This is a genomic window from Delftia sp. PE138, assembly GCF_018320755.1.
GTDB lineage: Bacteria > Pseudomonadota > Gammaproteobacteria > Burkholderiales > Burkholderiaceae_C > Comamonas > Comamonas tsuruhatensis.
In genome coordinates, this window is record NZ_JABEPN010000001.1 from 1,605,113 (window position 1) to 1,623,087 (window position 17,975).

Annotated in this window: 16 protein-coding genes; 4 read left to right on the top strand and 12 right to left on the bottom strand. The window is 70.6% G+C overall.

Translation table 11 applies throughout. The annotated features are described in order from the left end of the window. Window positions 1-42: 42 nt before the first annotated feature. Window positions 43-1,065: a hypothetical protein gene (locus HFGMBDPB_RS29885; protein WP_061287217.1), complete on the bottom strand. Its 1,023-nt coding sequence runs from the start codon at window positions 1,063-1,065 to the stop codon at window positions 43-45. 119 nt (window positions 1,066-1,184) lie between these two features. Between HFGMBDPB_RS29885 and HFGMBDPB_RS07210 the strand changes: the two genes are divergently transcribed. Further along, a complete protein-coding gene (locus tag HFGMBDPB_RS07210) occupies window positions 1,185-1,607 on the top strand; it encodes a hypothetical protein (protein ID WP_016446649.1) in 423 nt (140 codons plus the stop codon). A 69-nt stretch (window positions 1,608-1,676) separates the two neighbouring features. Here HFGMBDPB_RS07210 and HFGMBDPB_RS07215 read toward each other — a convergent pair whose 3' ends face one another. The 7 genes from HFGMBDPB_RS07215 to HFGMBDPB_RS07245 form a co-directional block, all read right to left on the bottom strand. Next, on the bottom strand, window positions 1,677-2,027 hold the full coding sequence (locus tag HFGMBDPB_RS07215; protein WP_016446650.1) for a DUF4148 domain-containing protein: 351 nt from the start codon (window positions 2,025-2,027) through the stop codon (window positions 1,677-1,679). A 186-nt stretch (window positions 2,028-2,213) separates the two neighbouring features. Further along, window positions 2,214-2,966: a carbon-nitrogen hydrolase family protein gene (locus HFGMBDPB_RS07220; RefSeq protein WP_212645132.1), complete on the bottom strand. Its 753-nt coding sequence runs from the start codon at window positions 2,964-2,966 to the stop codon at window positions 2,214-2,216. After that, window positions 2,963-4,450 (bottom strand): purine-cytosine permease family protein, encoded by a 1,488-nt coding sequence (locus tag HFGMBDPB_RS07225; RefSeq protein ID WP_212645133.1) that lies wholly within the window; start codon window positions 4,448-4,450, stop codon window positions 2,963-2,965. Before HFGMBDPB_RS07225 ends, HFGMBDPB_RS07220 begins: the two co-directional genes overlap by 4 nt. Before the next feature lie 200 nt (window positions 4,451-4,650). Continuing rightward, on the bottom strand, window positions 4,651-7,824 hold the full coding sequence (locus HFGMBDPB_RS07230) for a CusA/CzcA family heavy metal efflux RND transporter (protein WP_212645134.1): 3,174 nt from the start codon (window positions 7,822-7,824) through the stop codon (window positions 4,651-4,653). 23 nt (window positions 7,825-7,847) lie between these two features. Continuing rightward, entirely contained in the window at window positions 7,848-9,221 is a 1,374-nt protein-coding gene (locus tag HFGMBDPB_RS07235) for an efflux RND transporter periplasmic adaptor subunit (RefSeq protein ID WP_212645135.1), read from the bottom strand. Between the two features lie 30 nt (window positions 9,222-9,251). After that, the gene (locus HFGMBDPB_RS07240) at window positions 9,252-10,553 is read right to left on the bottom strand and encodes a TolC family protein (RefSeq protein ID WP_154835959.1); all 1,302 of its coding nucleotides are present in this window, start codon (window positions 10,551-10,553) and stop codon (window positions 9,252-9,254) included. A gap of 176 nt (window positions 10,554-10,729) precedes the next feature. Then, window positions 10,730-11,128: a hypothetical protein gene (locus HFGMBDPB_RS07245; RefSeq protein ID WP_016446656.1), complete on the bottom strand. Its 399-nt coding sequence runs from the start codon at window positions 11,126-11,128 to the stop codon at window positions 10,730-10,732. 165 nt (window positions 11,129-11,293) lie between these two features. Between HFGMBDPB_RS07245 and HFGMBDPB_RS07250 the strand changes: the two genes are divergently transcribed. From HFGMBDPB_RS07250 to HFGMBDPB_RS07260, 3 genes are read left to right on the top strand one after another with little or no spacing between them, the layout of a single operon-like run. After that, on the top strand, window positions 11,294-11,983 hold the full coding sequence (locus HFGMBDPB_RS07250) for a heavy metal response regulator transcription factor (protein WP_026062596.1): 690 nt from the start codon (window positions 11,294-11,296) through the stop codon (window positions 11,981-11,983). Beyond that, window positions 11,980-13,359 (top strand): heavy metal sensor histidine kinase, encoded by a 1,380-nt coding sequence (locus HFGMBDPB_RS07255; RefSeq protein ID WP_043789226.1) that lies wholly within the window; start codon window positions 11,980-11,982, stop codon window positions 13,357-13,359. The genes HFGMBDPB_RS07250 and HFGMBDPB_RS07255 overlap by 4 nt, the downstream gene beginning before the upstream one ends. A 35-nt stretch (window positions 13,360-13,394) precedes the next feature. After that, complete coding sequence (locus tag HFGMBDPB_RS07260) at window positions 13,395-13,823, top strand: hypothetical protein (protein WP_212645136.1); 429 nt, start codon at window positions 13,395-13,397, stop codon at window positions 13,821-13,823. 7 nt (window positions 13,824-13,830) lie between these two features. Here the strand turns inward: HFGMBDPB_RS07260 and HFGMBDPB_RS07265 are convergent, their stop codons facing one another. The 4 genes from HFGMBDPB_RS07265 to HFGMBDPB_RS07280 are packed head-to-tail and all read right to left on the bottom strand — an operon-like array spanning window position 13,831 to window position 17,967. After that, complete coding sequence (locus tag HFGMBDPB_RS07265) at window positions 13,831-14,268, bottom strand: PaaI family thioesterase (protein WP_016451973.1); 438 nt, start codon at window positions 14,266-14,268, stop codon at window positions 13,831-13,833. Continuing rightward, the gene (locus HFGMBDPB_RS07270) at window positions 14,265-14,489 is read right to left on the bottom strand and encodes an acyl-CoA carboxylase biotin carboxyl carrier protein subunit (protein ID WP_012203026.1); all 225 of its coding nucleotides are present in this window, start codon (window positions 14,487-14,489) and stop codon (window positions 14,265-14,267) included. Before HFGMBDPB_RS07270 ends, HFGMBDPB_RS07265 begins: the two co-directional genes overlap by 4 nt. An 11-nt stretch (window positions 14,490-14,500) precedes the next feature. Further along, window positions 14,501-15,862, bottom strand: a complete 1,362-nt coding sequence (locus tag HFGMBDPB_RS07275; RefSeq protein WP_212645137.1) for an acetyl-CoA carboxylase biotin carboxylase subunit — start codon at window positions 15,860-15,862, stop codon at window positions 14,501-14,503. Beyond that, the gene (locus HFGMBDPB_RS07280; RefSeq protein WP_212645138.1) at window positions 15,859-17,967 is read right to left on the bottom strand and encodes an acetate--CoA ligase family protein; all 2,109 of its coding nucleotides are present in this window, start codon (window positions 17,965-17,967) and stop codon (window positions 15,859-15,861) included. Before HFGMBDPB_RS07280 ends, HFGMBDPB_RS07275 begins: the two co-directional genes overlap by 4 nt. Between the last annotated feature and the right edge of the window lie 8 nt (window positions 17,968-17,975).

Sequence of the window (17,975 nt, forward strand, 5' to 3'; positions counted from 1 at the left end):
GACGTGCGGCGTGCAACCGGCGCCGTGCAGTCCTTCCCGCCATCAGGGCTGCTGCAGGCAGCGCGCCCACAGTCCGTCAAGCGCCCGGGCCAATGCGCCTCCCTGGCGGGGCACGGCCTGGCCCTCGCCCAGGTCTTCGACCAGGGTGTCCAGCGGCATGGCTTCGGTCAGCGTGCGCACGCCGCACTCCATGGCCAGGGCCGTGTCCAGGTAGACCACGCGTGCGCCGGCCACGCTCCAGCGCGTGAGCTCGCGCACGCGGCCCACCTGGCCCAGCCGCAGGCGCATGGCCTCCATGCGCGCGGCCAATGAGCGGCGTATGCGCTCGCCCGCCTCGGGGCGGTCTTCCTCCAGCCGGCGCAGCGCCGCCTCCTGCTGCTCCAGGGTGCGATCCATCGCCTGCAAGGCCGCCTCGCGGCCCAGCCGGGCCTCGTCGTAGCGCGGCAGGGCCGCGCGCAGCCGCACCAGCGTCCGCTCCCGCTCGCGCGCATAGACATGCCCGGCCGCGCGCCCGGCCTGCGCACAGGCCTGGGCTGCCAGCACCAGGCGCTGCGGCGCGGCCTCGGCACTGAGGCTTTGCGGACGGAAGCTGCCGCACTCCTTCATGTCCCCCAGCACACGCAGATCCTCCAGGTGCCGCTGCCTGTGGTCGGCATCCCTTTGCGCCTCCTGCGCGTGGCGCCGCAGCATCTCCTGCCGCTGCCGCTCCAGCACGAGCAGCTCACGCCATTCGCCACGCAACCGCGCCTCGAACCGGGCCTGTTCGCTTTCGGCGGCGCGCTGCAGTGGCCCGACCTCCTGGCGCAGACTGGCCTGCAGGTAGTCACGCACGCCTGCGCGCTCGCAGGCGTACTCGACGATGCGCCCGCCGCTGCCGTCTCCCACGCTGCGCCAGCTGCTGCGCGCGCAGGCCGACCTGTCCTGCAGCACCTGCCCTATCGACACGCCCGAGGCGGCGCCCCAGGGCGCAGCCCGCACGGTCAGCACCTCGCCATCGTCACCGCCGCAACCGCCCAGCAGCAGGGCCAGGCCCGCAGGCAGCAGCCACACTCCTTGCCAGCGCATGGGCCCTCCTGTGCTTGTGATTTCTGGTTGAGTCTTTGATGTTAACTATCAATCACATCGGATATGTGATTTTTCACAATACTCACTGCACAATCAGACTTATCCCATAGCGTGCCCGCATGCAGGATGCGAAGCAGCGGTTTGCGCAGAAATTACGTGATTCCCTGGAGGCCCGTGGCTATGAAGCCAAGCCCTCGGTGCTGGAGCGCGAATTCAACACACGCTTCTGGGGCAAGCCCATGTCGCAGCACGGCGTGCGTCTGTGGCTGCTGGGCAAGACCATGCCCAACACCAAGAAACTTGCTGCGCTGGCCGACTGGCTGCAGGTGCCGCTGGAGGAGTTCCTGCGCGCGCCGCAGCCGGCGCGTGAGGTGCGTGAGCCCAAGGGCAGCTGGTCCGCCGGCCTGGGCTACGAGGACAACGAGCTGTTCAAGATCTACCTGCGCCTTCCCGTACCCAAGCGCCGCCTGGCGCGCGACGTGATCCTGGCCATCGCACGCGCCCATGAGGCCGAGGAAGCGGAACGCGCCGCAGGCTCGTAGCCGCGCGGCGCGTCGATCATCCCCTGATACGGCTGCTGCGGGGCAGCACTGCATCGCCCCGCACGTGCATCAACCACCCATGGCACGCTGGCGTGCATCGCGCTGGGCAGGCGTTTCGTTGATCAGTTCATTGATCACTTCCTGCCGCGTCTTGCCGCCACCGGTCTGCGGTGCAGGCGCCGGGTAGACGCCGGCATTGAAGCGCGAGGTGCCGCCCTGGCGCACGGCCGCCTCGGCCTCGGCCGTCACCTGGGCGCGCGTCTTGCTGCTCTTGAAATGTTCGGGATGGACGACGGCACCCGCCTCGTTGTTGGCCGGGTGGATGTAACCGGCCGCCGATGCCATGCCCGGCAGCAGCAGCGCTGCCGATGCGACCAGGCCGGCGATCAGGGTAGCGGGGGTGAAACGGCGTTGCGACATGGTGTGTCCCTTTCAAAGAACGTTGGTGATTCGTTCTCCCCACGCCCCGCAAGGCGGAACGCCGGGGAGAGGACTCCAATGTAGAAATCGCCCCCCCACGCCACCCCCACAGGATGGTGACATTGCTGTCATACAACCGACACAGATGACCGCGATGACCGAGACACTGCGGCGCCTCGGCGCTCGTCAGCCCCGGTACTGCGCACGCGCGCGGCCGGGCGCCAGAGGGTCCAGGCGCACGTCCAGCAGGCCCTCGGCATCGCCCGCGATGCGCGCCAGCGTCTGGCCGAAGGGATCGGCGAACTGGCTGCCTCCGCTGAAAGCGTAGCTGTCGCCAGGGCCCACGCGGTTGGCCATGGCGATGTAGCACTGGTTGTCCATCGCACGCACGGGCACGGCGTGGCGATGGATGTGGCCGTGGGGGTGCATCATCCCGTCCATCAGCACGATCAGGTCCACGCCCTGCGCACCCAGCGCGCGGGCCGGTGCCGCAAACTCGATGTCGAAGCAGATCAGCATTCCCAGCCGCAGGCCGCGCCATTCGCATGTGGGCCAGCGCTCACCTGCCTCGAACACGCCCTGGTCCGAGTCGTAGAGCATGGTCTTGCGGTAGTGCAGCAGCACCTGCCCGTCGGCATCGATCAGCAGGCCGGCATTGAAGCGGCGGCCCTGGTCTGCTTCGGCCAGGCCGATGGCGACAGCCACGCCGGCTTGCCGCGCGGCCTCGCGCAGCGCGGTGGCCGAGGGGCCGTCCAGCGGCTCGGCCAGCTGCGCCACGTTGTCGGGCCGGGGAAATCCGCTGATGCAGGTTTCGGGAAAGACCAGCAGGTCGGCCTGCCCCGCGCTGGCCTTGATCGTCTTCAGCGTCATCGCCAGGTTGCCGGCAATGTCGCCGTCACGCAGACGGGGCTGGATGATGCGGATGCGGTGCTCCGTCATGGTGTGCGCTCCTTGGGATGCAAAGGGTGGCTGTCCTGCCGCGGCTGGCAACGGGCGGCCTCCTCGGCCTGCAGATCCAGGTTGCGGGCCAGCCCCCAGTAAAGGCTGCCGGCGACGAGAATGCCCGGCAGCCAGGCGAAGTCCACGCCGCCCAGCCGCTGCGCAGCCCAGCCGATGAAGACCGCATGGCCATCGGTGGCGTCGTGGATGTGCATGAACGGCACCATGGCTGCAAAGCCGCCCAGATAGGCGCAGATGCCGCGCCAGCCCCAGGCGCCGTAGATGCCCTGTGGCGTGAAGAAATCAGCGATGGCGTAGCGGCCCTTGCGCACCAGGAAGTAGTCCACGAGGTTGACCGCCGTCCACGGCACCAGGAAGTACAGCAGCAGCGCCAGGAAGGAATGCAGCAAAGCCACGCCGCTGCCCTGGATGGACAGCACGCACGCGAGGATGCCGACGCTGATCGCCGCGATGGCAAAAATACGGGCGGCGCGCGTGGGGCGCAGGCCGCCCAGCGAATCCGCCGCCGTGAGCACGGTCAGTGCCGCGCTGTACGTGTTCAACGCGATGATGGGCAGGAAGGCCACGACGGCCAGGGCAGGCAGCAGCCGGTCCGCGCCCGGGAACAGGCCGGTGCCGATCCGTCCCAGCGCCGCCAGCGCGTCCCCGGCCTGCAGCCGCTGCGCCATCCATGCGCCCAGGCCGATCATCCAGGCCCCGGACAGCGAGGCACCCAGGAAGATGGCCGCGATCAGGCGCCGGGGCTCAGTGTGGCGCGGCAGGTAGCGCGAATAGTCGGACACATAGGGCGCATAGGAGATGTTGTAGCTGGCCGCGATGGTGAACTGCGCGGCAAAGGCGCTCCATGCGAATCCTGGCAATGGCTCCGACCGAACGTGCAAGGCGGGCTCGCCCACGCCTGCCAGCAACGCCAGCGTGGCCAGCGCATACAGGGGCAGTGCCAGCACCAGTGCATGGCGAAAGGCCTTGTGCATCACATCGTGGCCGCAGACCGCCAGCAAGGCGCCTGCCGCCACGGCCACGCAGGCCGTGGGCGCTGGCGGCAGGCCGAACACGGCCTGCATGCCCTGCATGATGAGCGAGACGTTGACGACGTTGAACCCCGTGAACACCAGCAGCGTGGCGCAAAGGGCCAGGGTGACGCCACGAAAGCCGAACTGGGCGCGCGACTGGATCATCTGTGGCAGCCCCAGCTGCGGCCCCTGCGCGCCGTGCAACGCCATGAACAGCGTGCCGAACATGATGCCCAGCGTCCCGGCCAGGGCGCTCCAGGGCGCCGACAGCCCCAGCGACGGGCCGACGAAGCCGATGGAAAGCGTGAAGAAGTGGAAGTTGCCCAGGAACCAGAACGGCCCCTGGTCGGCGAGCCGCGCATGGCGCTCGCTGTCGGGAATGCAGTCGATGGACCGGCTCTCCAATGCGATGCGGGCACGGCCGTGCTGTCCGCTGGCGGGGCTGTTCATGGCCTTGTCCCTCCCGTTGTCCTTGCTGTTGTGGGACGAATTCTAGGCAGGGGCTCGCAGCCGCTCCATGCCAAATGCGCGAGGTTCACATCGATGAAAGAAGATGTGTGGCCCGGGATATCCCGGGCATGAAGAAACCCGCGGCAGCCAGGCTGCAGCGGGTTCCAAAGTGGCCGCCCGGGTGCTGCCCGGGCGCCGCGTCACACGGCAGGTGCCGGCGCGGCGGGCGCGGGGTCTGTGCCGCTGGCCTCCGACGGATCATTGCGATGCACCAGCCGGTACAGCAGCGGCAGCACCAGCAGGGTCAGCAGCGTGGATGACAGGATGCCGCCGATCACCACCGTGGCCAGCGGCCGCTGCACCTCGGCGCCCGTGCCCGTGGCAATGGCCATGGGCACGAAGCCCAGCGAGGCCACCAGGGCCGTCATCAGCACGGGGCGCAGCCGGGTGAGCGCGCCTTCGGTCACGGCGTCGGGCACGCTGGCGCCCTGTTCGCGCAAGGTTCTGATCCAGGAGATCATGACCAGGCCGTTGAGCACGGCCACGCCCGACAGCGCGATGAAGCCCACCGCCGCCGAGATGGACAGCGGTATGTCGCGCAGCCACAGCGCCAGGATGCCGCCCGTGAGCGCGAACGGAATGCCCGTGAAGACCACCAGCCCGTCGCGCACATTGCCGAACATGGCGAACAGCAGCACGAAGACCATCAGCAAGGCCACGGGCACCACGATCTGCAGGCGGCGCGTGGCCGACTCCAGGTTCTCGAAGGTGCCGCCCCAGCGCGTCCAGTAGCCGGGCGGCAGCGACAGGCCCTGCAGCTTCTGCTGTGCCTCGCCCACGAAGGAGCCCATGTCGCGCCCGCGCACATTGGCGCTGACCACGATGCGGCGCTTGCCGTCTTCGCGGCTGACCTGGTTGGGGCCGGGCGCGGTCTCGAACGTGGCCACGGCCGACAGCGGCACGAAGCCGATGCGCCCGTCCGCCCCGCGCGGCAGGGCGATGGGCAGGCGGCTCAGGGCCTGCAGGTCGTTGCGCACGGCGTCCGGCAGGCGCACCTGGATGTCGAAGCGCTTGTCGCCCTCGAACACCGTGCCGGCCTCGGTGCCGCCCATGGCGGTGCTGATGGCGTCCTGCACATCGCCCATGTTCAGGCCGTAGCGCGAGGCCTTTTCGCGGTCGATCTGCACGGTGAGCATGGGCAGGCCCGTGGTCTGCTCGACCTTGACCTCGGAGGCGCCCGCGATCTGCTGCAGCATGCCGGCCACGGTCTGGGCGCTTTTTTCCAGCACGGCCATGTCGTCGCCGAAGATCTTCACGGCCACGTCGCTGCGCACGCCCGAGATCAGCTCGTTGAAGCGCAGCTGGATGGGTTGGGAGAACTCGTAGTTGTTGCCCGGGATGCGGTCCACCGATGCCTGTACGGCGGCCAGCAGCTCATCGCGCGGGCGCGCCGGGTCGGGCCACTCGCTGCGGGCTTTCAGCATGATGTAGCCGTCGGAGATGTTGGGCGGCATGGGGTCGGAGGCGATCTCGGCCGTGCCGGTGCGCGCGAACACGCGGTCGATCTCGGGGAACTCCTTCTTGAGCGCCTTCTCGATCTGCATCTGCATTTGCAGCGACTGCGTAAGGCTGGTGCCCGGGATGCGCAGCGCCTGGATGGCGAAGTCCCCCTCGTTGAGGTTGGGCGCGAACTCGCTGCCCAGGCGCGTGGCCAGCAGCAGGCTCAGCGCCACGGCCACGGCGGCGGCCGTGAGCACCACGGCGGGCGCGGCCATGACGCGCGCCAGCACGGGCGCATAGCCGCGGCGTGCCCAGCCCATGAGGCGGTTTTCCTTCTCGGCCACCTTGTCGCCCATGAACAGCGCAATCGCCGCCGGGATGAAGGTGATGGACAGCAGCATGGCGCCGGCCAGCGCGATGACCACCGTGAGCGCCATGGGATGGAACATCTTCCCCTCCACACCCGTGAGCGCGAAGATGGGCAGGTAGACCACCATGATGATGAGCTGGCCGAACAGCAGCGGGCGGCGCGCCTCCTTCGCGGCGGCGAAGACTTCATGGAAGCGTTCGCTGCGCGTCAGCGACCGTCCTCGCGCCTCCTGCGCATGCGCCAGGCGGCGCACGCAGTTCTCCACGATGACCACGGCGCCGTCGATGATGATGCCGAAGTCCAGCGCCCCCAGGCTCATGAGGTTGGCGCTGACCTTGTAGTGCACCATGCCCGTGAAGGTGAACAGCATGGACAGCGGGATGATCAGCGCCGTGATCAGCGCCGCGCGCAGGTTGCCCAGGAACAGGAAGAGGATGACCACCACCAGGGCCGCGCCCTCCACCAGGTTCTTCTTGACCGTGGCGATGGCCTTGTCCACCAGGTTGGTGCGGTCGTAGACGGTGATGGCCTTGACGCCCGGGGGCAGGCCCCGGTTGATCTCGGCCATGCGCTGGTCCACGGCGCGCGAGACGGTTCGGCTGTTCTCGCCGATCAGCATGAACACCGTGCCCAGCACCACCTCGCGGCCGTTGTCGGTGGCCGCGCCCGTGCGCAGCTCCTGGCCCAGCCCCACCTCGGCCAGGTCGCGGATGCGGATGGGCTGGCCCTGGGCCGAGCCCACGATGACCTCGCGGATGTCGGCGATGCCGCCGACCTGGCCCGGCGCGCGGATCAGGTACTGCTCGCCCTGGCGCTCGATGTAGCCGGCGCCCACGTTGGCGTTGTTGCGCTGCAGGGCGGTGACGATGTCGGCCAGCGTGAAGCCGTAGGCGGCCAGCTTCTCGGGCGCGGGCGCCACCAGGTACTCCTTGGCGTAGCCGCCGATGGAGTTGATCTCGGTGACGCCGGGCACGTTGCGCAGCTGCGGCTTGATGACCCAGTCCTGGATCTCGCGCAGGTCCATGGGCGTGTAGGGCGTGCCGTCGGGCTTTTTCGCACCGTCCTCGGCCTCCACGGTCCACAGGTAGATCTCGCCCAGGCCCGTGGAGATGGGGCCCAGCGTGGGCGTGATGCCCGCAGGCAGGCTGTCGCGCGCCTGCTGTATGCGCTCGCCCACCAGCTGCCGCGCGAAGTAGATGTCCGTGCCGTCCTTGAACACCACGGTGACCTGGGACAGGCCGTAGCGCGACAGCGAGCGCGTCTGCTCCAGGTGGGGCAGGCCGGCCATCACCGTCTCTATGGGATAGGTGACGCGCTGCTCGGTCTCCAGCGGCGAGTAGCCGCTGGCCTGGGTGTTGATCTGCACCTGGACATTGGTGATGTCGGGCACGGCGTCGATGGGCAGGCGCTGGTAGTTGTAGATGCCCAGGCCCGCCATGGCCAGCACGGCCAGCAGGACCAGCCAGCGCTGCTCTATGGCGAATCGGATGATGCGTTCAAACATGGAGTTCTCCGTTCATGCCCGCATCAATGGGAGTGCTCGGCCGTGGCCTTGCCCAGCTCGGCCTTGAGCATGAAGCTGCCCTCGGCCACGTAGGATTGGCCGGGTTTCAGGCCTTCCAGCACCTCGGTGGTCTTGCCGTCGGCGCGGCCCACGCGTACCGGCTGGGCGCGAAAGCCCCCCTGCACGGGCACGAAGACCACGGTCTGCTGCTCCATCTTCTGCAGTGCCTGCGTGGCCACGGCCAGCGGCGCCTGCCGGGACGATGCCGTCAGCTCCACATTCACGAACAGGCCCGGGCGCCACACGCCGTCGGGGTTGGGCAGGGTGATGCGCGCGGGGGCCGTGCGCGTGTCCTGGCCGATCAGTGCGCCCACATAGGCCACTTCGCCCGTGGCCGAGGAGTCGAAGGCCGTGGCGCGCACCGTGGCCTTCTCGCCCACGCGCACGGCGGGCAGGTCGGGCGCGGCCACGCGCATCTCGGCCCAGACGCTGCGCAGGTCGGAGATGGTGAAGACCTGGGTGGTGTCCTGCACGGCCTCGCCCACGGACAGGTGCTTTTCCACGATCACGCCGTCAAACGGCGCGCGCAGCTCGAAGCGGTTGAGCCCGCCCGCACCACCGCCGGCACCGGCGCCCGTGGCGGCCAGCTTCTGCTGGGCGTTGGAGACGGCGATCTCGGCCTCGCGCAGCGCCTGGCGCGCCTGCAGGTAGTCCTGCTCGGCCGAGACCTTTTCCTCCCACAGCTGCTTTTCACGCGCATAGGTGGTGCGGGCCAGCTCCAGGCGCTTGCTGGCGGCCAGCAGTTCGCTGCGCTGCTCGGACACTGCGGCGCTGCTGAGCACGGCCAGCAGCTGGCCCTTCTTCACGTTCTGGCCCAGGTTGGCGGGAACGCTCTCGGCAATGCCGGCCACGCGCGGGACGACGTGGGCCGTGCGGTCTTCGTTGAAGCGGATCTCCCCGGGCAGCTGCAGCACGGAGCGCACGGTGGCCGGGCCGGCCTCGGCCAGGCGCACGCCGGCCGCCTGCATGCGCTGGGCGTCCATGGCGATCAGGCCTTCGTCGTCGCCATGGCCGGCTTCGGCGGCGGCTGCGGGTTTGGCGGCGGGCTTGGCCTCGGCTTTTTCCGCCTTGGAATCTTCATGGTGCTCATCGTCGGCATGGCCTTCGTCGTGCTTGTGGCCATCGGCTGCGGCTGCGGCTGCAGCGCCGTGGTGCTCGCCATCGGCATGGCCTGCGGCCTCGCTGTGGCCGTGGCCATGGCTGTCGGCCTTGGCGGCACCCGGCGGGCCGCTGCGCAGGATCAGCGTGGCGGCCAGCGCGCCCAGGGCCAGGATGACGGCAATGGCCACAAGGGTGCGGCGCGGTCCGAGGGGGGAGGAGGAGGGCTTGGTGTTCATGGTCTGGATGCAATCAGGTGGCTATCGGGGTCAGAGGCCGGCTTCTGTGCCGAGCAGGCGGTCGATGTCGGCGGCGGCGCGGTGCGTGGCCAGCAGTTGGTCCAGGTACTGGCTGCGCGCCTCGGACCAGGTGCGCTGCGCGTCCAGCACGTCGAGGTAGGCGAACTTGCCCAGCGCAAAGCCGCGCGAGGCCAGCTCGTAGGCCGTGCGCGCCGTGGGCAGCACCTCCTCGGCCAGCTGGCGCGCCTGCTCGCGGCTGGACTGCAGCAGCTCGCGCGCCTCGAACAGCTGGGCCTGCAGCTGAACGCGCGTGGCCAGCAACTGCTCCTCGGCCTGGTCGGCCAGGCGCAGGGCCTGCAGCTGGTTGCCCCGGTTGCTGTCGAGCACGGGCAGGGGCACGGAGACGCCGACCACGAGCTGGTTGCGCCCGACCTCGGTGGCGCGCTTGACGCCCAGGCTGACGGTGGGATCGGGCAGGCGGCGCGCACGCTCCAGCTCGGCCGTGGCGCGGCTTTGCTCCAGCGCCTGGCGCGCACGCAGCACGGCGGGAGCCTGTTCGATGCGCTGCTGCAGGGCCGCCAGTTCCGGCAGCTGGGGCAGCGCGTCCACGGCGCCCTCGGCCTGGCCGAAGGGGCGCACGCTCTCGCCCCACAGCGCCTGCAGCTGGCCGCGCGCCACGCGCAGGGCAGAGCGGGCCCGGGCCTGCTCCAGCAGGGCGCCGGACTCGGCCACGCGGGCCCGGGTCTCCTCCAGCGGCGCCACCTTGCCGGCCGCCACGCGCCGGGCCGCCGCCTCGCGCGCGCTGCTGGCGATCTCCAGCGTCTGCCCGGCCAGGACCACGCGCTGCTGCGCGGCCAGCACGCCGAAAAAGGCCGCGCCCACATCGGCGCGCAGCGCGGCCTCGGTCCCTGCCAGTTCGGCGCGGGCCAGGTCGCGGCCGCGCTCGGCCACGCGCATGCGGGCCTCGCGCTTGCCGCCCACTTCCAGGGTCTGGTTCAGCTGCACGGTCAGCGTGCGGGTGCTGCGGCGCGTGTCCTCCTGCGACCAGGCCAGCTCGGGATTGGGCCGGGCCTGGCTTTGCAGCACGGCCCCCTCCGTGGCGGCCAGCGCCTGGCGGGCCGCGCGCAGGCCGGGATTGCCGTCCAGCGCCAGGGCCAGTGCCTGCTGCAGGTCCAGCGGCGGGCCATCAGGAAGGGATGCGCCTGCAAAGGCGGGTGGCGCCACGGAATCGGCCGGTGGCTCGGCGGCCTGCACGACGCCACAGGCGGCCAGCGCCGCCAGCACCCACGGTGCGAAGGCTGTCCTCGACGGAAAGGACGAAGGAAAAGACATACACGGGCTCCTTGCCCGCAGCGCGGATCAGGCGTGATCGCTTGGTCGATCAGGCCCCACGCCACAGGGCGCGCACGGACGAGGGCCGCTGCGCGCGAAGGGATTTCTGGAAAATGCCGGTCCGGGGCGAAACAGGGCGATGAACGCCGAATGCCCGGCCGGCGGCTGCAGGAGCGTCAGCCCTGCCAGCGGGGCCGGTCGGGGCGCAGCAGCACGGCCGAGGCATGCCGGCGCAGCGGCTCGGCGAATTGCGCGGGCGGCGGGGCCACCGGCGCCGCCTGCCAGTGCTGTGTGGCAGCGGCCACCCAGGCGTGGCACATGGAGCAGTCCACGCTGAGCGAGGACTGCAGGCCCTGGTCGGCCTTTTGCGCAGGCGGGCCGGACTCGGCATCCGTGCCCGTGCCCGCATGGCGCTCGGCGCCCATGCCGTGCAGGCTCACGCCATGGACATGGTGGCCGAAGTGCCGGGTCTCATGCCCGTCGTGGCGGCACAGCGCAGCGGCCGCCATCCAGGTCCACTGGAACAGCAGCGCGATCACGAGGATGGCAAGGGCGGCAAGACGGGGCCGGGTCATGGAAGAGGGCATGGCAGAAGTGCGGGATTGTCGGGCATGGCGTTTGACCCCAATCGCGACTGCCCCATGCCGGCGAGTCTAGGGCGGCGCAGCGACCCGGCGCTGTCGGGCACATGACAAATTTGTCATCTCCGAAAACCCTTGCCTGCCCCGACAATGCTCGGCATGAAAGTCCTGGTCATCGAAGACGAAACCAAGCTGGCCGACTACCTCCGCAAGGGCCTGACCGAGGAGGGGTTCGTGGTCGATGTCGCGCACAACGGCATCGACGGACTGCACCTGGCCACCGAGCTGGCCTACGACCTCATCGTGCTCGACGGCATGCTGCCCGGCATCGACGGCCTGGCCGTGCTGGCGGCGCTGCGCCAATCGCGCCAGACGCCGGTGCTGATGCTGACGGCGCGCGGCCAGGTGGAGGACCGCGTGCGCGGCCTGCAAGGCGGCGCCGACGACTACCTGGTCAAGCCCTTCGCGTTCTCCGAACTGGTGGCGCGCATGCATGTGCTGCTGCGCCGTGGCGGCGGCACGGCCCAGCCTGCGGCCGAGGCCACCACGCTGCGCATGGCCGACCTGGAGCTGGACCTGATACGCCGCCGCGCCACGCGCGCCGGCCAGCGCCTGGACCTGACGGCCAAGGAATTCAACCTGCTGAGCCTGCTGCTGCGCCGCCAGGGCGAGGTGCTGTCGCGCACCGAGCTGGCCTCCCAGGTCTGGGACATGAATTTCGACAGCGAGACCAATGTGGTCGAGGTGGCCGTGCGCCGCCTGCGCCTGAAGCTGGACCAGCCCTTCGCGCAGCCGCTGCTGCACACGGTGCGCGGCATGGGCTATGTGCTGGAGTCGCGCGCACCGTGAGCGTTGCCCCTGCCGACATTCCCCATCTGGGCCGGCGCCTGTCGCGCTGGCTGGCCCTGCAGACCATGCTGGGCCTGGGCCTGGTGTGCGCGGCCGTCTACGGGGTGGCATCGATGACGCTGGAGCAGCACCAGCACGAGACGCTGGACCTCAAGCAGCAGGCCGTGCTGCACCTGATGACCGAAAGCCGCAGCGCCCACAACGAAGCCGGGCTGGCCCACATGCTGGACGACTTTCTCACGGGCCTGGACGAGATGTCGCTGCGCATCACCGACCTGCAGGGCCGCGTGCTCTACGAACGCCTGCGCACGCCCAAGAATCCCGGCCGCACGCTGCAGCGCAGCTTCGAGGTCGTGCTGGCCGACTCCGGCCAGCAGGCCCGTGCCCAGCTCACGCTGGACCGGGCCGAAGACGACCGGCAACTGTCCCTGCTGGCCTGGACGCTGGCCCTGGCTGCCGTGGGCGGCGCGCTGCTGGTGTCGCTGACCGGCATCTGGCTGGTGCGCCTGGGCCTGGCGCCGCTGCGACAGCTGACCGAGCAGACGCGCCAGCTGTCGGCCCAGGACCTGCAGCGGCGCCTGGACGACAGCGGGCAGCCGCAGGAGCTGCGGCCGCTGATCGCACAGTTCAACGCCCTGCTGGAGCGGCTGTCCGTGGCCTACCGGCAGATGGAGGCCTTCAACGCCGACGTGGCCCATGAGCTGAACACGCCGCTGACCACGCTGATCAGCAGCTGCGAGCTGGCCCTGCGCAAGCCGCGCAGCGAGGCCGAGCTGCGCGAGGTGCTGGCTTCCAACCTGGAGGACCTGCGGCGCATGGCCGGCATCGTGGCCGACATGCTGTTTCTCTCCCAGGCCGACCGGGGCCAGGGCGCGCGCCTGGCGCCCTGGGCCAGCCTGGCCGCGCTGGCCCACGAGGTCATCGACTTCCACGAGGCCGCGCTGCAGGAGGCCGACCTGCAGGTCGTCGTCCAGGGCGACGCGGCCGCCGAGGTCGATGCGCGGCTGCTGCGCCGGGCGCTGTCCAACCTGCTGGGCAATGCCACACGCTATGCACAGCGCGGCTCCACCATCACCGTGCAGATCGGCGCGCGGCCCTGTACCCACCACGGGGGCGCCGGCGATGTGGCGCTGGCGGTGCTCAACCGGGGCCCGGCCATCGATCCCGTCCACCTGCCGCGCCTGTTCGACCGCTTCTACCGCGCCGACGCCGCGCGCAGCCAGGCCGACCGCAACCATGGCCTGGGCCTGGCCATCGTGGCCGCCATCGCGCGCATGCACGGCGGGCGCTGCTTTGCCGAGTCCGAGGGCGGCTTCACGCGCATCGGCCTGGAACTGCCCGACAGCCCGAGCCCGCCGCGCGATTCCCCGGCCTGAACACAGGCACCGGAGCGGCGGCACAATGGCGCCCCATGACGCAAGACGCCCCCTCCTCCTACGCAACGCTGCTGGCCGAAGGCAATGCCCTGGTGGCCCAGGCGCAGCGGGCCGCCACCCAGGATTTCGCCCAGGCCCGGGCGCTGTGGCAGCAGGCCGGCAAGCATTTCTATCTGGCCCATAAGGCCGACCCCGACCAGGCCGAGGGCGCGTTTCGCCTGGCCCAGGCCTGGATGGCCGAAGCCCATGCGCTGCAAAAGGAAGACTCGCCAGACGCCGTGGTGATGTGGCGCAACGCCGCAGCGCAATGCGAGCTGGCGTTCGACCTGGAGCCCGAGAACGGCCGCCTGGCCATGACGGCCGCCAGCTGCCACATGTTCGGCGGCCAGCATGACGCGGCCAAGGCCTGGCAGCAGATCGGCCAGCATCTGCTGCCGCCGGCGCCCGAAGGCGACGGCGCCTGAAGCCAGGCTACAGCGCGATCAGCTTGAACACGGCCCGCGCCGTGCACACGGCCTGGCCCGCGCTGTCCAGCACATTGCCCTCGCAGAACACGGTGCGCGCGCCTGCGCGCAGCACGCGGGCCTCGATCAGCAGGTCGGTGGTGGCCGATGCCAGGAAATGCGTGCTCATCTCGATGGTCACCACGCCCAGCCCCAGCGGGTTGGACGAGCGCGCGGCCGCGCTCAGCGTGAAGTCCAGCGCGCTCATCAGCGCGCCGCCATGGCCATGCCCCCGGCTGTTGGCCAGGTGCGGGCGCATGGGCAGCCGCGTGCGCGCCAGGCCGGGCGCCAGGCTCACGGGCTCCAGGCCGATGTGGGACATGAAGGGCACGTCGATGCCGAAGTAGCCGCGCGCCAGCGCGGCGGCCTCCAGGTCCGGGGTGGTGGAGATTCCAACGGCGTTCATCCGATCTCCGCAATCGCCTGGCCTTCGGCCACCGGCTCGCCCACGGCCACGAGCATGCGGCGCACGACGCCTGCCACCTCGCTTTCCACGGGAATCTCCATCTTCATGGACTCCACGATGATGAGGGTGTCGCCCAGGGCGACGGTGCCGCCTTCGGCGGCTTCCACAGCGGCCACGAGGCCGGCGATGGGGCTTGTGATCATGTTCGGGGTGGTGGTCATGGGTAGGGCTTTCAAAGGGGGGCCAGCACGCGCTGGGCGATGCCGGTGTCGATGCGCAGGTCCAGGAAATCGGCGTGGCCCAGGATGCGTTCGATGAAGGGGATGTTGGTCTTCACGCCCTCGATGCGGGTCTGCGCCAGTGCCTGGCGCAGCCGTGCGATGGCCTGGGTGCGGTCGCTGCCATGGGCCACGAGCTTGGCGACCATGGGGTCGTAGAAGGGCGTGACGCTGCAGCCCTGGGCATAGCCGGTCTCCACGCGCAGGCCTTCGCCCCGGGGCATCTCGAAGCGGTCCAGGCGCCCCGGCGAGGGCAGGAAGCGCACGGGGTCCTCGGCATAGATGCGCGCCTCGATGGCATGGCCGCGGGCCACGGGTTCGGCGGGCAGCACCTCCCGCATGCGCTCGCCGGCGGCCAGGCGGATCTGGGCCTCGACGATGTCGATGCCCGTGATCTCCTCGGTCACCGCATGCTCGACCTGCAGCCGCGTGTTCATCTCCAGGAAGACAAAGCCGTGCTGCGGCGTGTAGAGCATCTCCACGGTGCCGATCACGTCATAGCCCGTGCGCGCCAGCAGGCCGGCCAGCAGTTGCCGCATGTCGGCCAGGGCCTGCGCGGGAATGCCTGCGGGGCGGGCCTCTTCCACCACCTTCTGGTGGCGGCGCTGCACCGAGCAGTCGCGCTCGAACAGCACGCGCACCTCGCCATGGCGGTCGGCCAGCACCTGGAACTCGATGTGGCGCGGCGCCTCGATCAGCTTTTCCAGGTACAGCTCGGCCGTGCCGAAGTACTTGGCGGCCATGCCGCTGGCCTTGGACCAGGCGGCCTCCAGCTGCGGTGCATCGTGCGCGGGCAGCATGCCGATGCCGCCGCCCCCGCCTGCGGGCTTGACCAGCACGGGAAAGCCGATGCGCGCCGCCTCCGCCTGCGCCTCCTGCACGCTGTGCAGCACGGCCGAGCTGGCCGCGTGCGGCATGCCCTGGGCGGCCATGAAGGCCCGCGCCTGGGTCTTGTGGCCCAGCGTGCGTATCCAGTGCGGCGAGGGGCCGATGAAGCACAGGCCCTGGCGCTGCACGGCCTCGGCGAAGTCCGCGTTCTCGGAGAGAAAGCCGTAGCCCGGGTGCACGGCATCGGCGCCGGTCTCGCGCGCCACCTGCAGCAGCCGCGCCTGGTCCAGATAGCTTTGCGCGGCGGGCGCAGGGCCTATGCACACGGCCTGGTCGGCCGCGCGCACATAGGGCAGGCTGGCATCGGCCTCGGAGTACACGGCCACGGATTCAAGGCCCATGCGCCGCAGCGTGCGGATCACGCGCGCGGCCACGGCGCCCCGGTTGGCGACCAGCACGCGGCCGATGGGGTGCGGGGCGCCGCTCATGCCGCCTCCGAGGACGCCGCTGGCGTGGCGGCCACGGCCACCACCGCATCGACGATCACCGGCGCCTGCGCGCCGCGCGCCACGAGCACGGGATTGGCGTCGACCGACTGCACGCGCCCGCCCTGGGCCAGCATCCAGTCGCCCAGCCGCACCATCATGGCGGCCACGGCATCCAGCTCCACGGCCGGCATGCCGCGCACGGCCGCAAAGGCCGGGGCGACGGCCAGGCGCGCAAGAGCATCCAGCGCCTGCCGCGCACTGAAGGGAGCCACGAGGAACTGCACGTCCCTGAGCGCCTCCACCAGCACGCCGCCCTGGCCGACCATGACCACCACGCCGAACTCGGCATCGACATGGGCACCCAGCGCCAGCTCGAAGTCGGCCCTGTGCTGGGCGCCCAGCAGCAGGCCGCCATCGGCCGCGCCCAGGCGGGCCAGCGTGGCGGCGAAGTCGCCAAAGGCCTGCAGCGCCTGCTCCGCCTCGTGGATGTTGAGCCGCACCAGGCCATGCTCGGACTTGTGCGAGAGATCGGCGGACACGCCCTTGGCCACCAGGGGCCGTGGCAGGGACTCGATGGCGGCGCGCACCTCGTCCTCGCTCCTGCAGACCAGATGGCGCATCACCGGCAGGCCGGCGCGGGCGAGTTCGGACAGGCTGGAGGGCTCGTCCAGCGTGAGGGAGCGGGAGGCCGCCACCGGCACCGATGCCTCGGCAGACGGCACCTGTGCCTGCCTGCCACCGGCCTGCTCGGCCAGCAGCGCCAGGCCGCGCATGGCGGCGCGTTCGCTCCAGAAGGTGGGCACGCCCTGGTCCTGGAAGGCCTGGGCCACCCAGTCCTGGTTGACGCTGACCGCAATGGGCACGCCGGTATCGCGCGCAAAGCGGCTGGCCTGGCCCGCGAAGTCGGCGAAGTCATAGCCCTCGCCGCCGATCGGGAAGCCCACGTGAACGAGGTCCGCCGCACCGCTGCCCGACAAGGCCCGCAGCGTGTCGCCAAAGGTCTGCGGCCTGCCCAGCAGGGCCGTGGTCATGTCGATGGGATTGCGCGCCGTGACATAGGACGGCAGGGCCTGGGACAGGCCGTCCAGCGTGGCGGCATCGAACGGCTCCAGGGCCAGGCCGTATTCCTCGGCCGCGTCGGCCGACAGCACGCAGGTGGCGCCCGAATTGCTGATGCTGACCACGCGGCGACCGCGCGGCGCAGGCTGGGACAGGAACAGCGGCGCGTAGTCGATCAGCTCGCGGAAGTCGGCCAGGCGCGGTATGCCGTGCTGGCGCAGGAAGGCATCGGCCAGCGCGTCCTCGGCCGCCAGCGCGCCCGTGTGCGAGCTGGCCGTGGCCTGGCCTGCGCGCGTGCGGCCGGCCTTCACGGCCAGGATGGTGACGCCGCGCGCATGGGCCAGGCGCGCGGCTTCGCTCAGCCAGGCGCTTTGCCGCAGCGTCTCGATGTAGAGCACGACCAGGCGGATGCCTTCGTCCTCGACCACGGCGCGCACGGCTTCGGCCGCGCAGACATCGGCCTCGTTGCCCGTGGACAGCATGTAGCGCACGCCGATGCCCGCGCGGCGCAGGCCGCCGTAGAGAATGGCCGCGCCCGCACCGCTCTGGCTGACGATGGCCACGGGGCCGTCGGCCGGCGCGTTCTCGTTGATCATGGTCGAGAAGTTGAGGATGGCGCCCGTGGCGAAGTTGGCCACGCCCTGGCAATTGGGGCCGAACAGGCGCAGCCCGCCGCCTGGCGCCCGGCGCGCCCGCGCCACCAGGTCGGCCTGCTGCCGGCGACCCTCCTCGCCCAGCTCCGCAAAGCCGGACGAATAGATCACGCCCAGGCGCGCACCCACGGCCACGCAGTCGTCGATGGCGGCGGCCACGTCCTCGCCGGGCAGGCTGATGACCACGGCATCGGGCGCCTCGGGCAGCGCGCGCAGCGAGGGGTAGGCAGCCAGGCCCTGGACCTCGGCGCGCTTGGGATTGACGGGCAGGATGCGGCCTGCGAAACCATGGCGCCGCAGGTAGTCGATGGGCCGGCCACCGGCCTTGATGGGGTTGTCGGATGCGCCGAGGATGGCGACGGAGCGGGGGTTCAGTGCTTGCAACAGAGACATGCGTACCT

Coding starts and splice junctions, on each gene's coding strand:
- HFGMBDPB_RS07215 (WP_016446650.1), bottom strand. CDS start 2,027: ATGTCGCAACGCCGTTTCACCCCCGCTACCCTGATCGCCGGCCTGGTC.
- HFGMBDPB_RS07270 (WP_012203026.1), bottom strand. CDS start 14,489: ATGACCACCACCCCGAACATGATCACAAGCCCCATCGCCGGCCTCGTG.
- HFGMBDPB_RS29885 (WP_061287217.1), bottom strand. CDS start 1,065: ATGCGCTGGCAAGGAGTGTGGCTGCTGCCTGCGGGCCTGGCCCTGCTG.
- HFGMBDPB_RS07275 (WP_212645137.1), bottom strand. CDS start 15,862: ATGAGCGGCGCCCCGCACCCCATCGGCCGCGTGCTGGTCGCCAACCGG.
- HFGMBDPB_RS07235 (WP_212645135.1), bottom strand. CDS start 9,221: ATGAACACCAAGCCCTCCTCCTCCCCCCTCGGACCGCGCCGCACCCTT.
- HFGMBDPB_RS07240 (WP_154835959.1), bottom strand. CDS start 10,553: ATGTCTTTTCCTTCGTCCTTTCCGTCGAGGACAGCCTTCGCACCGTGG.
- HFGMBDPB_RS07220 (WP_212645132.1), bottom strand. CDS start 2,966: ATGACGGAGCACCGCATCCGCATCATCCAGCCCCGTCTGCGTGACGGC.
- HFGMBDPB_RS07245 (WP_016446656.1), bottom strand. CDS start 11,128: ATGACCCGGCCCCGTCTTGCCGCCCTTGCCATCCTCGTGATCGCGCTG.
- HFGMBDPB_RS07250 (WP_026062596.1), top strand. CDS start 11,294: ATGAAAGTCCTGGTCATCGAAGACGAAACCAAGCTGGCCGACTACCTC.
- HFGMBDPB_RS07280 (WP_212645138.1), bottom strand. CDS start 17,967: ATGTCTCTGTTGCAAGCACTGAACCCCCGCTCCGTCGCCATCCTCGGC.
- HFGMBDPB_RS07260 (WP_212645136.1), top strand. CDS start 13,395: ATGACGCAAGACGCCCCCTCCTCCTACGCAACGCTGCTGGCCGAAGGC.
- HFGMBDPB_RS07230 (WP_212645134.1), bottom strand. CDS start 7,824: ATGTTTGAACGCATCATCCGATTCGCCATAGAGCAGCGCTGGCTGGTC.
- HFGMBDPB_RS07265 (WP_016451973.1), bottom strand. CDS start 14,268: ATGAACGCCGTTGGAATCTCCACCACCCCGGACCTGGAGGCCGCCGCG.
- HFGMBDPB_RS07210 (WP_016446649.1), top strand. CDS start 1,185: ATGCAGGATGCGAAGCAGCGGTTTGCGCAGAAATTACGTGATTCCCTG.
- HFGMBDPB_RS07225 (WP_212645133.1), bottom strand. CDS start 4,450: ATGAACAGCCCCGCCAGCGGACAGCACGGCCGTGCCCGCATCGCATTG.